Below are 13,730 nucleotides of genomic sequence, written 5' to 3'. Positions count from 1 at the left end.
CACATCTATTTGGTCATATTATTCGTGATTCTTGCATCCGATGTGATTTATGCACAACGTTTTGAACATATTGTGGACTATCAGGTAAATTTTGCCAATGTTTCTTACAAAGGAAAGCAGTATGTTGGTATTCGAAGTTTTCAGGACCAAGGTCAGAACTACGTGTTGTCAGTAGATCCAATAACATTGGAGACATACGTGTTGAATCGTAATGCTTGTAAAATTGTAGCCGTTACTTCCATTGAGAAGGTACCATATTTTGATTCATCTTTGTATATGAAGAGCTTTAAACATGTTCGAAGTAATGAACAGGTGCTTCAAGATGCTGGAATTGATTTTCCCTTTCCAAAGGAGCGGGGCATTAATCTGACTATTGATTTATGCCCATCGCATAAGCCATTGGATAAAATTGTTTTTGAGACTCTATTTGTTGCTTTTAAAGGTGTTGAAAATTCGCTTCCAGTTGCTATTTCTCTTTCGGGGAAATGGATTTTGAATCATGAAACGGACCTACAATGGCTCATTAATTTACAAAATAAAGGGTTGTTAACGATAACATGGATCAATCATACTTATAATCATAAAGTGAATAAGGATCCTTTAAATCATAATTTTTTATTAGCCACAGGCACTGATGTAAATTATGAAGTTATAGCCAATGAGAAGTTGATGCTTTCTAAAGGAATAGTTCCGTCCGTCTTTTTTAGATTTCCAGGTCTTGTTTCGAGTAATAAAATTATTGAACAGGTATTAAGTTTTGGTTTGATACCAGTAGGATCAGATGCGTGGCTTGCGAAGGGACAGCATGCAAAAGACGGCAGTATCGTTTTAATTCATGCCAATGGAAATGAAGAGATAGGTGTACAAGATTTTATTCAATTATTGAAGAGTGAACAAAGTAATATTAAGAGTAAACACTGGATTTTACATGACCTGCATGAAGGTTTCCTGTATTAACATTTATTTTTAAAATAGATTATGCAAATCATTTTTGTATTTAAAATAAGGTTATGAGTATTAAAAAGAGTTTTCTGATTGAATTAGAAAGAGAGACAAGTAATACAGGTCGTGTTTTGGATCGCATTACAGATGAACATCTGGATTGGCGTCCACACGAAAAATCGATGAGTTTAGGCGCATTGGCAGCACATGTTGTGGAATTGCATAATTGGGTTTCTAAAGCTATTCCGAAGGATGTCTTCGATTTTAAAACTGATTATCAACCTTTAAAAATTAATTCCATTGACGAATTAAAAGATATTCTAATCAAAGGTTTAATTGCAAATAAGGAAACTATTGAACAATTGCCTGAAGAGGACTGGTTAAAAGAATGGGTGTTAAAAGCTGGTGACTGGGAAATGGCACGATTGCCCAAGGCTGGAGCCGTGCGCTATATCATTACCAATCACTTGATCCATCACAGAGGTCAGTTGACTGTTTACTTGAGATTATTGAATATTCCAGTACCAGGACTTTATGGTCCTTCTGCTGATGAATAAACCTGAACAGAATCGATGCCAAAAGCTTCGGTTTTTTTTATGGTTTTACTTCTTAGCTTATCTACCAAATTAATTTTGAACGGATGAGAAGTTATATCAAATTTGCGTATAATAATACATTATTATGCTTGTTTTATCTATCCACATGTCTAATTGAAAAACCTAAATTAGTGGTTTTAATACCTATATTATTATAATATAAAACTCCAATTATTGTTAAGTGCCCTGTTGGCTTTACCTTAACACGTTTTTATTCATGATATGAAAAAGTACATTATAACCACATGTTTTTTAATCAGCACTGTTTTGCTATCGTTGGGGCAAGATAAAAGTGATTTTAAAGTCTTTAATCATAAGAAATTTACAACTCTGAAAAAAGGAGTAAGTGACAAAGAAATAAATGCCATATCTTCAGAGGTAATTCGAGCTGTTGCCAAACAGCTGAAAAGTAAGACATATCCTTTGCATGAGCGTATTCGAAAATATGAAAGCTACCAAGATCCCCATATTTTAGCCAATCGACTGAAAACAGGTGCATATTCGCAGTTTGAAAATCCGACGGGTATTTACTTTGATCAGAATGACGAAATAATTGCCTGGGTCGGAGATGTTAACGGTAATTCTATTTCTTTGGATATTGTGAACTGGGATGATAAAGATTTCAGTAAAGAGACTTACAAATTAAAACCTGGACTTAATATTCTCAAATCTCATTCAAAAGGTAATAGTTACATCAATTATTATACGAAAGAAGCAAAGCTTGCTAATAAAATTGAGGTACATATTCTTTCAGGGCACATCAATGGTGTTTTTCAGGTTGCTAACGATGATAATAAAAAATGGGACCAATTGTTAGCAAACGCTTACGGACCTATTTTAGATATCGTTGGAAAAAAAACACAGTTAGCTTATTCTGTCGCTTCTTTAAAAAAGTATGCTCCATCACAGGGGACACAACTTATTCAGTTGTATGATTCTATTATCACTATCCAACATGAATTAATGGGTCTTGTTAAGTATAATAAAGTTCCCCGTAATCATATGTTCGGTCGTGTAATATGGGATGGATTTATGCACGCAGATGAATTTGGGGCCGCATTTCACGATGAAACGATGCCCTGGGTGGCTCATATTCCAACCTTACAGAAGGATTGTTGGGGAGTTGCTCATGAGTTTGGACATGTTAATCAGGTACGGCCCAATATGACTTGGCCGGGTACAACGGAAACGACAAATAATATCTATTCCGTTTGGACACGTTATCTTTTTAATAGAAAGGATGTTAAATTAGAACGCGAAGCTTTAAAGGATTATGATGAACATAAAGTTGGGGGGCGTATCACGACTTATATGGAATCTGCATTTGTGCACAAACAACCTTGGATGACACAAGCTGGGCATGATCGTATGAAACGGGAGAATGACAGAGGGTTTGCCGGCGATCATTTTGGCACTTTAGTCCCGCTTTGGCAGTTACAACTTTACATGGCTGTTGTAGGAGAAGGTGAAAAGTGGGGTAATAAAGATTTTTACGCAGATATCTTTATGAAGGCAATCAATGATCCCATAATTAATGCAAAGGAGAACAGTTACTATCAGCTAAGCTTTATTAAAAATGCATGTGATGCTGCTAAATTGGATCTGACAGATTTCTTTGAACATTCTGGTATGTTGACAACAATGGATATGATGGTAGATGATTATACGCCCGGACGTATGACGATTACTGAAATGGATGTTCGTGAGGTTAAATCTTATGCATCTCAATATAATAAACCGACCACTCCTGTTATGCATTACTTAACAGCGAATTCCATTGATATTTTTAAGGGAAAGCAACCTGTTCGTGGAACTAAAAATAGTGGGATCGAAAAACAGATAGGAAAGATTGTAATTGATAATACAAAGTGGGAAAATGCTGTAGCATTTGAAACGTACGCAGGTGAAAAATTGCTGAAAGTCGCATTTCGTGGTGCAGGTTCTGTTGATGATATTAAAACTACAGTGGTTCAGACACCCGAAGGCTATACCAGAGTGGTTGCAGTAGGATGGGATGGACAACGTATTGAAGTGATCTAAAATAAGGTATTTAAATTTTTTTGCCCAAGATCAAGATCTCACCATGGTCCAGATTTTTTAACATAACGTGTCACAGATATTTCTTTATAAAGTCGAGCAACATCTTAAAGGGACTTGCTGTGACTCTACTGGTATTTCAAGATTAACTTAACTAATATGAAGCTGATTTTTTTGATAATCAGCTGTCAATTTTTACTCATATATCTATGATGAATTTAGATAGACGTTTTTTTATAAAAAGCTTAGGCTTGCTTGGGGGTGCATCTTTCGTACAGAACGTAAATGCTAATGAATTAGAACTAGCAGAAACTGCTTTTAAATTTGCCGCACTTCCTTATCTCCAAAATCTAACAGAACAGCATATAACTATCTGTTGCGTTTTGAGTAGTCCAGGTATAGCCTGGGTTGACATACTAAAGGACGATGATACATTGTCCCATAAAATCTATGAAGTAGTAGATGGTATACGTAACGCCCGTGCTGAAGTTTTTAAATTTAAGGTACCACATCAAGGAGCAGATTTTAAGTACCGGGTGGGGGCCAAAGTACCGGGTGGTCTTGAAATCAGTTCTGAAGTGATAAATACAAAGCTACCTATAGATAACAAGTCAACCTGCGATGTTTTAATTTTAAATGATATTCATGAAGACAGAAGCAGTTACTCGTATTTATACAATAAGACTGCTCTGAATCATAAAGATTTGGTCATTATTAATGGTGATTCGTTTCATTATATTATGAAACAGAGCGATGTAACGGATAAAATGCTAGATCCTATAGCTAAAGCTTTTGCTTCGCAGGTTCCTTTTGTTATGGTGAAAGGAAATCACGATAATAGAGGATCATTTATACGTCATTTGAAAAATTATTATGATTTACCTAACAATAAGTTTTATCAGGCTTTTACCGTAGGCCCTGTTCTTTGGATTATTTTAGACGGGGGTGAGGATAAGGAAGATGAACATGAAGCTTTAAGAGGTGAATACGAATTTGATAATTACAGATTAGAGCAACGTGCTTGGTTAACGGGGATCATGCAATCAAAAATGCGTAAAAAAGCTAAACATATCATTGTTGTCAATCATTTTCCATTTTTTCATTCCGATGAATATCACGGAACCGTACATAACAGGACAAGTTTTCATGATATTTTAGAAAAGTACAAAGTTGATGCAGTGATCGGTGGACACTCACATGAATTTGGTTTTTATCCCCCTGATGCCAATCATAATTATCATGTTATCATTGGAGGTGGGCCTGAAAAGGATAACCGTACGATGATTGAAGTAGCTGCTATAGATCAGAAATTAGTTGTTAATTTAAGACGAGAGAATGGTGAACTTGTCAACGCATTGCAAAAAGGTTAATAATGCATGCAACCGTTACGGTAATTAAAGTTTATTCCTTTTTGGTAAGGTAATAAAGGATTATTTTGTAAATTCAATGATATCCTTTTATACTGATGTACTGAATTTCTAGGGGTACTTTATTTCAGGCTACTTCATAATTTATACACAAACATGATTATTCATTTCATGGATAATCTATCTTTTTAAACCGAAGCTAAAAAGCTTCGGTTTTTTTATGTTCCTTCGTATAAGGAAGACAATTCCTAGAATATAACAGCACCAATTATTTTTTTTTAAAAAAGTATGTAATATTTCGATACCCTTGCATGTCTTCTATATAAAAGCGATTAAAATTTATGAACCAAGAAACCTTTAAAACGACAGTCTTCATCCATAAGGATCGGTTATTTCGTTTTGCAAATAGGTTTTTGCTAGATCAGGATGATGCGTTTGATTTGGTTCAGGAAGTATTATTGAAGTTATGGGAATCGAGGAATGAACTTTTAAAAATTACGAATATCGAAGCTTATGCGATGCGAATGACAAAAAACTTTGCCTTGAATAGATTAAATAGAGAGGGGGTCAAAACAAAATATATGGCACAACTTGATCAAGATATTCAAAAAGAAAAGTATCCTTCCTTAACTAGAGAACTTATCTTAAAATTCATAGATCAGCTCCCTGAAAAGCAAAGACTGGTGATGTATCTCAGAGATATTGAGGAATATGAAATTGCAGACATTGTTGCCTTGGTCGGAATAGATGAAAATGCAGTGCGCGTAAATTTATCGCGAGCTCGAAATGTGGTAAAAGTCAATTTGACAAAAGTATTTGATTATGAAGAAAGAAGAATTAAAGAAATTAGAAGCTAAATATTTAGCAGGAGAAACGACTCTTGCCGAAGAAAGGTTACTAAAGGAGCAAAGCGAAGAGGGGTATTTTTCGGTCTTATCAGAGCAGGATAAAGCGGAGATGCCGTTGGATTTTGAATCTTTTTTAACAACAACAGAAAAGGTGCAATCTGTCCATCTGCCACAAAAGAGAAAAATATGGACATTGTTTTCGTCCATCGCAGCAGCTGTTTTGGTCATCTGTTTAGGTATATGGTATTTGCCTAATCAAAAAGCAGTGGAAGAAGAAGAGGTGGCCACTCTTAAGATTCCCTCGAAGGAGCATCATGAAAAGGATATCATTGAAACGAAACCATTGGTTGAGAATAAAGAAAGTGAAAAAAAGCTATCACGGAATTCAACGGTTGTAAGGATCGATACTTACAATAGTGACCGATCAGTTTTAAAGCCAGAATTAGATCTGGCAAGTGAGCCACTTGCGTCAGAAGAATTTTATGTAGAGGTCAATGGGGTAAAAATTACAGATGAAGCGGAAGCATTAAAGATTACTGAAAATGCACTGCTATTTGCCTCTTCGAACTTAAAAAAAGGAATGAAGGAAGTTGAAAATATAAAATGTTTAAGTATTGAATTATAAAAATTATGAAAACGATATTATTAGTATTAGCGCTATTGTGTTCAAGTTTGGCACATGCTCAACTATCGAAATTAGATGAGATCTTCGAGCAATATAAAGAAGGAAAAGGGGTGACTTCTATTAAAATTGGTAAGCCTATGTTCAGCATGCTGAATAAGATGAAATTATCCGATAATGAAGTGAATAGTATAAAACCATTGCTTTCTAAAATAAACAGTATTAAGATGCTGATCTTAGAAGAGGCAGATCTAGGAGTACAATCTGATGTGTCAAAAGCTATTGGCAAATTGAAATACGAAGAATTGATCACCATTAATTCGGAAGGTAATAAAATTAAATTTTTAGCAGAAGATACAGCAACTGATGTTATTAAAAATCTATTGCTCAGCATTCAATCTGAAGGAAGTACGATTTTTATGATCCTGGATGGTAAGGTGAGCTACGATGATGTAAATAAATTGGTCAATACTAAACAATAGGATTATGAAGCATTCAATAATTATAGGAGCCCTTTTACTCTTTTGTCTGACCTTGCAAAGTTGTTTTGTTAAAACAAGTCCAAACATGTCGTTTGTGAGTAAGAGAGACCTCTCAAGTGATACGGAAGTTGCATCAATAAGGGTACCGATGTTTTTAACAAAAGCATTTATTAAAGGTAAAATAAAAGAATTAGATGAAGAGGATGCGATTGCGGCATTGGCCTTGCGGAAAATCAAGAAGTTAAAGATCATGACAATTTCTGGAAATAAAAAAGATAATCTCATGAGTAAGTTTAATGCTTATCTAGCTAAAAATAATTTTGAAGAAATGATGAGTTTGTATAGTGAAGGATCAAAAATTACGATTAATACAGAGATGAAGAAAGATCATGTGAAGCGTGTGCTATTGGGGATCGCAGATGAGGAGGACTATGTTTTTGTTGATATTAAGGCTGATCTGGATTTAAATGAGTTATCTAAAATGATCGAGTATTACGAAAAGAAAAATAATAAAGCTAAAATAATAAACTAGTTATGGAAAAGTTAATAACCGCAATTGCACTTGTTTTTAGCGTGTTTACCGCTCAGGCACAGCTTTCTAAAGTTAATGAATTTGTAAATTCATTGCCGAAAAAACAAAAAGGGATAGACATCTTTAGATTTAGTGGTGCTAATATAAAAGATGTAAACAAACTTAGCGATGGAGATTTGTTTATGGATATTAAACAATTTGTTCCCGATTCTTTATTGAAGGATATTCAAGATTTGGTCATCTGCCAAATTGGGGCTGAGCAAGCTAAAGAATCTAAAGCTCTTGAAAATGCTATAAAAAAAGCAGATTTAAAAACGCTGTATGCTGTAGAAACAGATGGTGTGGCAGTGCAGATGTTGACAACAGATTTTGATCAGAATAATGCGCAGGATTTACTAATTGATGTGAAATCGGAAGATGATTCCAGAATAACTGTCATGCTAAAAGGAAAGATTCCAATGGAGTTGACTGGTAACAGTAAGTAGAAGGGGGTATATATAAAAAAAGCCTTGCAATTTTTTGCAAGGCTTTTTTTATATATAAAGCTTACGCTTAGTTTTTCTTAGCTAATTCTTCAGCGATTGCTTTTCCGATTTCAGCAGGAGATTGTACTACACGGATGCCACACTCAGCCATGATTTTCATCTTAGCAGCTGCAGTATCGTCAGCACCACCAACAATAGCACCAGCGTGACCCATACGACGTCCTGGAGGCGCTGTTTGACCCGCGATGAAACCTACTACTGGTTTAGTACCATTTTCTTTAATCCAAAGAGCAGCTTCAGCTTCCATACCACCACCGATTTCACCGATCATGATGATTGCTTCAGTTTCTGGATCATTCATTAATAATTCTACTGCTTCTTTAGTTGTAGTACCAATGATTGGGTCACCACCGATACCGATAGCAGTTGTAATACCTAGACCAGCTTTTACAGTTTGATCAACAGCTTCGTAAGTTAATGTTCCTGATTTAGAAACAATACCAACATTACCTTTTTTAAAGATGAAACCTGGCATGATACCAATTTTAGCTTCATCAGCAGTGATGATACCTGGACAGTTTGGTCCGATTAAACGAGAATTTTTGTCACTCAAGTAAGATTTTACTTGAATCATATCTTTAGTAGGAATACCTTCAGTGATACATACGATTACTTCGATACCTGCTTCAGCAGCTTCCATAATCGCATCTGCTGCAAATGCAGGAGGTACGAAAATAATAGAAACGTTAGCACCAGCTTTTTCTACAGCATCTTTAACAGTATTGAATACGGGACGGTCTAAATGTGTTTGACCACCTTTTCCTGGTGTAACACCACCAACTACGTTTGTTCCGTACTCGATCATTTGACTAGCATGATAAGTACCTTCTGTTCCAGTGAAACCTTGAACAACTACTTTTGAATCTTTATTAACTAATACACTCATTTCTTCTTAAAATTTTGCATCACAAATCTACTATTTTGCATTGGAAATAGGAAGTAATATAAATACTTATATCCCCTTAATTGATAAAAAATTAAGAGAACTTACTTTTTTGAATAAAATCCCAAGTTACGATACCAATTGTGACAGATACATTGAAGGAATGTTTTGTGCCAAATTGCGGAATTTCGATACAATAATCCACTAATGACATGACTTCTTCATCGACACCATTCACTTCATTGCCAAATATTAAAGCATACTTAGCATCTTTTGCAGGTATAAAGTTTTGTAATAGTACACTGTTTTCGGCTTGTTCGATCGCAATAATGGTATACCCCAATTCTTTTAAAGTTTTAATTGCTTCCGTAGTTTCCTCGACATGTTCCCATGGAATCGTTTGTGTCGCACCTAAAGCTGTTTTTTCAATTTCGCGATGTGGAGGTGTAGCCGTGATACCACATAAGAATATTTTTTCTATTGCAAATCCGTCAGCCGTTCTAAAAGCTGATCCGACATTATGCATACTTCTCACATTGTCTAGAACGAGTGTGATAGCTGTTTTCTCTTGGTTTTTGAATGTTTCAACATCAGCACGTTGCAGCTGATCCATGGATAATTTTTGCATGTTGCAAAGATAAGTATAGAAAACTTTAAAATAGATTTTGAATATTAGAAATAAGATGTTATTTTTGCATTCCGAATTTTAAGTAAAGAACGAATAAAAATTAGCTAAAAAATGGCAAATCATAAATCAGCGATCAAAAGAATTAGAGCAAACGCTACAAAGCGTTTAAGAAACCGTTACCAAGCAAAAACTACTCGTAACGCAATTAAAAAATTACGCACTTCTACTTCAGCAGAAGAAGCTAAAACTTTATTGCCTCGTGTAATTTCTATGCTTGATCGTTTGGCTAAGAAAAATGTAATCCACAAGAAAAAAGCTTCTAACAACAAATCTAAGTTAACTAAATTTGTTAACGGTTTAGTTTAAGCTTTCAGTATAATATATAAAGGGATACAGTTCTCTGTATCCCTTTTCTTTATGTTTTTACTTTACCCTGGATTTTCTCTTTTCCAAGCGAATGAATGTAAATAAAAGTGTCGAGATTCTCGACACTTTTTTATTTTTCTTATTTTTCCATTACCGCTGCAATTGCCTTTTTCAGAGCCGCTGGGTTTTTCATATAAGGTTCTAAATCGTAAATCTCAACCTTTTTAAAGTCTATAGGATGACTCTCGCTTTGAAGAGAGATTGTTCCTTTACTGAGTAGTTGCCCCGCTTTTGTTTTTGGAAGGTCAGAGTGCGATACATTTCCACCACCATATTGCGGCTTCTGATATTCGAGAACTTTTTCTCCATTTACGAAGTGTTGGATAATTGAATCTCCTAAGACAAGAAAATCTGCTGTTACCCATTGATCTCCATGATAAGTTTTCGATGTAGAGCTTACACAATGTGGTGTAAATAATTTATTGTTCATGACAACATTTGTACCCGGTGTACATAGATTACTTGTTGTCCGTTCATTTGTTCCGTCGCCACCTAATAACTGGCCTTCAATTGAAACTGGAAAATCTTGATCTTTTGCCATTGTTTTAGGATCTTGACCATGTAACATAGCACCACTGTTGCGCCACGCCCAGCCTTCACCTCCATTAGCTTGATCGCCAACGAAACGATATTGAACACGTAGGATGTAAGCAGAAAATTCTTTGTTGTAGAATAAATGGCCATATTGTTGATCAAATTGATCATACCCATCATATCTTACTTTTAATAAACCATCTTCAACACGAAACGTATTCGCATAGTTTTCTCCAACCTCGTGCTTGCTAATTTTTGGCGTCCAATTTTTTATATCCTTGCCATTGAACAATTGTAATGGTTTTGGTTTCTTGTTCAGTGAGCTGGCGCCAACTGAAACACACAGGGCAAGTCCTGCTAAACTAAAAAATAGTTTTTTATAATTCATTATTAAGATTTTAGGTATTAGAGAACTAAAATACTTAAAAATATTAAATTAACAATTGTTTTTGCTTTACATATTCGCTTGGTCTTACACCGATCACTTTATTAAAGGTATTACTGAACGTCGGCAAACTACTATAACCTACCTTCAGAGCAACTTCATTTACACTCAGTTTTTCATCTAAAAGAAGTTTAAGAGCCGTTAACATTCTTAATATTGTATAATACTGTATAAAAGACATGTTGAGTTCTTTCTGGAAAAGACGCGCTAATGTACGTTCGCTGATGTTGAATTTTTGAGAAAGTGTTTTAAAGCTTACATTTTCCTCAATGCGGCTTTCTAAAAAGGTGACGATATCTTTTAGCTTTTGATTGTTCGGATAGGGGAGTGCCAATGGTAGCTCGTGCTGGGAGACTTCAGGTAATAATAATTTAAATGCTTTTGCAAGCGAATATTTAGGCTCTTCAACAGGGAAAATATTACCGTTCCATCTGTTTGTGAACATGATCAACTCATTAAGAAGATCGTCGACAGGGTAGATGCTTATCTTCTTGTAGAACTCCTGGTCAGTATCATACTTTGGAAAATAAAGATTACGCATAACCACATCAGGGGTGCTCGGATGGATACTGTGGCGTATGCCAGCCGGTATCCAGATGTAATGTCTTGCAGGAAGAAAATAGGACTTTTCAGCTGTTTTTAAAAAAACAACACCACCTTCTGTGTAAAGAAATTGATCTTTATTGTGCACATGCTCGGTAATAAAATTTTCGCCAATGATAGCATGGTGACAATAGATGCTATCCTCAAAAGAATCCACTTCTGTTACGTAATAACGATTAACATATTTGGGATCTTTTATATCGCTTTTTATATTCATGATTTCCTTCCGTTTCCGTTGCAAAGTTAAAGTTTTTATACAAAAGCTTTGTATTACTTTATGAATGTAAGTTAATACTCACCATTATTGATTGTTAATTTGGGTATGTAAGTAAGTGTGTACTAATTTTTTGAAATTTTTTAAATAATTAATAGGTTGATTGATAGTATTTTATGTGTTTTCAAATATTTAATATTAAAACGATTTCTTCTGATAAAAAATATTAAATGCTGATTTATAAATAATTACAAATATATCGTCTTTATTGGATAATTTTGTGACTAATTGCAATAAATTGACATAGAAAAAATAACTTAATATTGTTTGTTCTAATATTCAAACAATTACTAAGAATATGTTTGTAAATATTAGTAAATTGGGAAATAAGTAAAGGAATATGTCATACGATAGAATTAAACTTAAAAGTTTACTTGATAAAGTAATTACAGCAGAGCAGGCTGCACAACTATTTGAAAATGGTATGATCGTTGGCTCAAGTGGATTTACGAAAGCCGGAGACAGCAAAGTCGTATTGCCAGCTTTGGCAGACCGGGCGAAAACAGATCCTTTAAAGATAACATTGATCACAGGTGCTTCTTTAGGTCATGGCACAGATGGTAAGCTGGCTGAAGCTGGTGTTCTTGCTAAGCGTATGCCGTTCCAGGTGGACCGAACACTCAGAGGAAAGATCAATAGCGGGGAAGTCCTATTTATTGACCAGCATTTGAGTGAAACAGCAGAGTTGTTGCACAATAAGAATTTAGCCTCTGTTGATATTGCCGTACTTGAAGTAGCAGCGATTGAAGCCGATGGTAGTATTATTCCGACCACTTCAGTGGGTAACTCAGCAACTTTTGCTGCTTTAGCCAAGCATGTGATCTTAGAAATAAATACAGCTGTTCCGATGGAGATTCGTGGCATCCATGATATCTATCAAGCCGAAGATTATCCAAGAAGAAACGTTATACCTATAGTAGCTCCTGAGAATAAAATTGGGCGAAAAACAATTGCCTTAGACCCTTCAAAAGTCGTTGGAATTGTATTTACTGATATCGAAGATAGTCCGGCAGATATTGCAGAACCAGATACTAAGACAACGGCTATTGCCAGTCATATCTTAAATTTCTTTGAGAAAGAAGTAGAAATGGGACATCTGTCTTCCAGTTTATTGCCGCTTCAGGCGGGGATAGGTAAAGTTGCGAACGCTGTTTTAATGGGTTTTAAAGACAGTAATTTCCGCAATTTAACGATGTTCTCAGAAGTTTTACAAGATAGTACCTTTGATTTAATTGATGCGGGAGTAATGGATTTTGCATCGGCTTCTTCCATTACGGTTTCAAAGCCCTGCTATGATCGTGTATTTGGAAACTTGGATAAGTATCGTGATAAGATGGTCTTGAGACCGCAAAATATCTCAAATACTCCAGGATTAATTCGTCGTTTGGGTGTTATCGCTATTAATACGGCTATTGAATTTGATATTTATGGCAATGTAAATTCCACACATATTTCAGGTACCAATATTATGAATGGTATAGGTGGTTCAGGTGATTTTGCAAGAAATGCTTACTTAAGTATATTCGTTACACAGGCAGCATCAAAAGAAGATCGTATTTCGCATGTGTTACCCATGGTATCACATGTTGATCATACAGAACATGATGTTGACATATTAGTAACTGATATCGGTCTAGCCGATTTAAGAGGATTAGCTCCTCGTGAACGCGCTCAAGTTATCATTGATAACTGTGTTCATCCAGATTATAAAGAGCAGTTACAAGACTACTATGACCGTGCCTGTGAGCGCGGGGGCCATACACCACATATCTTGGAAGAAGCATTTAGCTGGCATGTGAATTTGCGCGATCAAGGAAGTATGAAGAAATAAAAAAAGAGTGATACAATAAAAAAGTAAAGCAGCTATTCTTAAGAATAGCTGCTTTACTTTTTTGTCCCCAATTCAATGATTGGTAATAGACAATGATAAAAGCGCGCTTACTCTAAAATATGCTATTTTTTAACC

Annotated in this window: 15 protein-coding genes; 11 read left to right on the top strand and 4 right to left on the bottom strand. The window is 35.2% G+C overall.

The window, feature by feature from the left end:
• Nucleotides 1–9: 9 nt before the first annotated feature.
• The 9 genes from EDF66_RS20280 to EDF66_RS20240 all read left to right on the top strand — a co-directional run bounded on the left by EDF66_RS20280 (nt 10) and on the right by EDF66_RS20240 (nt 7,911).
• A complete protein-coding gene (locus EDF66_RS20280) occupies nt 10–957 on the top strand; it encodes a polysaccharide deacetylase (protein ID WP_132844669.1) in 948 nt (315 codons plus the stop codon).
• A gap of 53 nt (nt 958–1,010) precedes the next feature.
• A complete protein-coding gene (locus tag EDF66_RS20275) occupies nt 1,011–1,499 on the top strand; it encodes a DinB family protein (protein ID WP_132844667.1) in 489 nt (162 codons plus the stop codon).
• Between the two features lie 261 nt (nt 1,500–1,760).
• On the top strand, nt 1,761–3,578 hold the full coding sequence (locus tag EDF66_RS20270) for a M60 family metallopeptidase (RefSeq protein ID WP_132844665.1): 1,818 nt from the start codon (nt 1,761–1,763) through the stop codon (nt 3,576–3,578).
• Nucleotides 3,579–3,784: 206 nt separating this feature from the next.
• The gene (locus EDF66_RS20265; RefSeq protein ID WP_132844663.1) at nt 3,785–4,945 is read left to right on the top strand and encodes a metallophosphoesterase family protein; all 1,161 of its coding nucleotides are present in this window, start codon (nt 3,785–3,787) and stop codon (nt 4,943–4,945) included.
• 338 nt (nt 4,946–5,283) lie between these two features.
• Complete coding sequence (locus EDF66_RS20260; protein WP_021187805.1) at nt 5,284–5,799, top strand: RNA polymerase sigma factor; 516 nt, start codon at nt 5,284–5,286, stop codon at nt 5,797–5,799.
• Nucleotides 5,765–6,415, top strand: coding sequence for a hypothetical protein (locus EDF66_RS20255; RefSeq protein WP_132844661.1), 651 nt, complete (start codon nt 5,765–5,767; stop codon nt 6,413–6,415). The genes EDF66_RS20260 and EDF66_RS20255 overlap by 35 nt, the downstream gene beginning before the upstream one ends.
• Nucleotides 6,416–6,420: 5 nt before the next feature.
• On the top strand, nt 6,421–6,894 hold the full coding sequence (locus tag EDF66_RS20250; protein ID WP_021187807.1) for a DUF4252 domain-containing protein: 474 nt from the start codon (nt 6,421–6,423) through the stop codon (nt 6,892–6,894).
• 4 nt (nt 6,895–6,898) lie between these two features.
• Nucleotides 6,899–7,426 (top strand): DUF4252 domain-containing protein, encoded by a 528-nt coding sequence (locus tag EDF66_RS20245; protein ID WP_132844659.1) that lies wholly within the window; start codon nt 6,899–6,901, stop codon nt 7,424–7,426.
• A 2-nt stretch (nt 7,427–7,428) separates the two neighbouring features.
• The gene (locus EDF66_RS20240) at nt 7,429–7,911 is read left to right on the top strand and encodes a hypothetical protein (protein ID WP_132844657.1); all 483 of its coding nucleotides are present in this window, start codon (nt 7,429–7,431) and stop codon (nt 7,909–7,911) included.
• 67 nt (nt 7,912–7,978) lie between these two features.
• On the opposite strand, the gene sucD is transcribed toward EDF66_RS20240, so the two are convergent.
• Together sucD and EDF66_RS20230 are read right to left on the bottom strand one after the other, a co-directional pair.
• Nucleotides 7,979–8,857: a succinate--CoA ligase subunit alpha gene (sucD, locus tag EDF66_RS20235; RefSeq protein ID WP_132772105.1), complete on the bottom strand. Its 879-nt coding sequence runs from the start codon at nt 8,855–8,857 to the stop codon at nt 7,979–7,981.
• A 91-nt stretch (nt 8,858–8,948) separates the two neighbouring features.
• The gene (locus EDF66_RS20230; protein ID WP_132844655.1) at nt 8,949–9,482 is read right to left on the bottom strand and encodes an RNA methyltransferase; all 534 of its coding nucleotides are present in this window, start codon (nt 9,480–9,482) and stop codon (nt 8,949–8,951) included.
• A 111-nt stretch (nt 9,483–9,593) separates the two neighbouring features.
• Between EDF66_RS20230 and rpsT the strand changes: the two genes are divergently transcribed.
• Nucleotides 9,594–9,848, top strand: a complete 255-nt coding sequence (gene rpsT, locus EDF66_RS20225; RefSeq protein ID WP_132844653.1) for a 30S ribosomal protein S20 — start codon at nt 9,594–9,596, stop codon at nt 9,846–9,848.
• Between the two features lie 139 nt (nt 9,849–9,987).
• On the opposite strand, the gene EDF66_RS20220 is transcribed toward rpsT, so the two are convergent.
• Both EDF66_RS20220 and EDF66_RS20215 read right to left on the bottom strand, forming a co-directional pair.
• Entirely contained in the window at nt 9,988–10,830 is an 843-nt protein-coding gene (locus EDF66_RS20220) for a DUF1080 domain-containing protein (RefSeq protein ID WP_132772107.1), read from the bottom strand.
• A gap of 43 nt (nt 10,831–10,873) precedes the next feature.
• Nucleotides 10,874–11,707 carry a helix-turn-helix transcriptional regulator gene (locus tag EDF66_RS20215; RefSeq protein WP_021187813.1) on the bottom strand — a complete coding sequence of 278 codons (834 nt, stop codon included), beginning with the start codon at nt 11,705–11,707 and terminating at the stop codon, nt 10,874–10,876.
• Between the two features lie 397 nt (nt 11,708–12,104).
• Between EDF66_RS20215 and EDF66_RS20210 the strand changes: the two genes are divergently transcribed.
• A complete protein-coding gene (locus EDF66_RS20210; protein WP_021187814.1) occupies nt 12,105–13,595 on the top strand; it encodes a succinate CoA transferase in 1,491 nt (496 codons plus the stop codon).
• The last annotated feature ends 135 nt before the right edge of the window (nt 13,596–13,730 follow it).

Origin of the sequence: Sphingobacterium sp. JUb20, from assembly GCF_004342035.1 — a bacterium.
Classification (GTDB): Bacteria; Bacteroidota; Bacteroidia; order Sphingobacteriales; family Sphingobacteriaceae; genus Sphingobacterium; species Sphingobacterium anhuiense.
This window is presented reverse-complemented; position numbering and strand designations above follow the sequence as displayed.

What these genes read in the sequence shown, in the direction of transcription:
- EDF66_RS20220 (WP_132772107.1), bottom strand. Translation starts at nt 10,830, where the DNA reads ATGAATTATAAAAAACTATTTTTTAGTTTAGCAGGACTTGCCCTGTGT.
- EDF66_RS20270 (WP_132844665.1), top strand. Translation starts at nt 1,761, where the DNA reads ATGAAAAAGTACATTATAACCACATGTTTTTTAATCAGCACTGTTTTG.
- EDF66_RS20240 (WP_132844657.1), top strand. Translation starts at nt 7,429, where the DNA reads ATGGAAAAGTTAATAACCGCAATTGCACTTGTTTTTAGCGTGTTTACC.
- EDF66_RS20250 (WP_021187807.1), top strand. Translation starts at nt 6,421, where the DNA reads ATGAAAACGATATTATTAGTATTAGCGCTATTGTGTTCAAGTTTGGCA.
- EDF66_RS20215 (WP_021187813.1), bottom strand. Translation starts at nt 11,707, where the DNA reads ATGAATATAAAAAGCGATATAAAAGATCCCAAATATGTTAATCGTTAT.
- EDF66_RS20245 (WP_132844659.1), top strand. Translation starts at nt 6,899, where the DNA reads ATGAAGCATTCAATAATTATAGGAGCCCTTTTACTCTTTTGTCTGACC.
- EDF66_RS20265 (WP_132844663.1), top strand. Translation starts at nt 3,785, where the DNA reads ATGATGAATTTAGATAGACGTTTTTTTATAAAAAGCTTAGGCTTGCTT.
- rpsT (WP_132844653.1), top strand. Translation starts at nt 9,594, where the DNA reads ATGGCAAATCATAAATCAGCGATCAAAAGAATTAGAGCAAACGCTACA.
- EDF66_RS20255 (WP_132844661.1), top strand. Translation starts at nt 5,765, where the DNA reads ATGAAGAAAGAAGAATTAAAGAAATTAGAAGCTAAATATTTAGCAGGA.
- sucD (WP_132772105.1), bottom strand. Translation starts at nt 8,857, where the DNA reads ATGAGTGTATTAGTTAATAAAGATTCAAAAGTAGTTGTTCAAGGTTTC.
- EDF66_RS20275 (WP_132844667.1), top strand. Translation starts at nt 1,011, where the DNA reads ATGAGTATTAAAAAGAGTTTTCTGATTGAATTAGAAAGAGAGACAAGT.
- EDF66_RS20210 (WP_021187814.1), top strand. Translation starts at nt 12,105, where the DNA reads ATGTCATACGATAGAATTAAACTTAAAAGTTTACTTGATAAAGTAATT.
- EDF66_RS20260 (WP_021187805.1), top strand. Translation starts at nt 5,284, where the DNA reads ATGAACCAAGAAACCTTTAAAACGACAGTCTTCATCCATAAGGATCGG.
- EDF66_RS20230 (WP_132844655.1), bottom strand. Translation starts at nt 9,482, where the DNA reads ATGCAAAAATTATCCATGGATCAGCTGCAACGTGCTGATGTTGAAACA.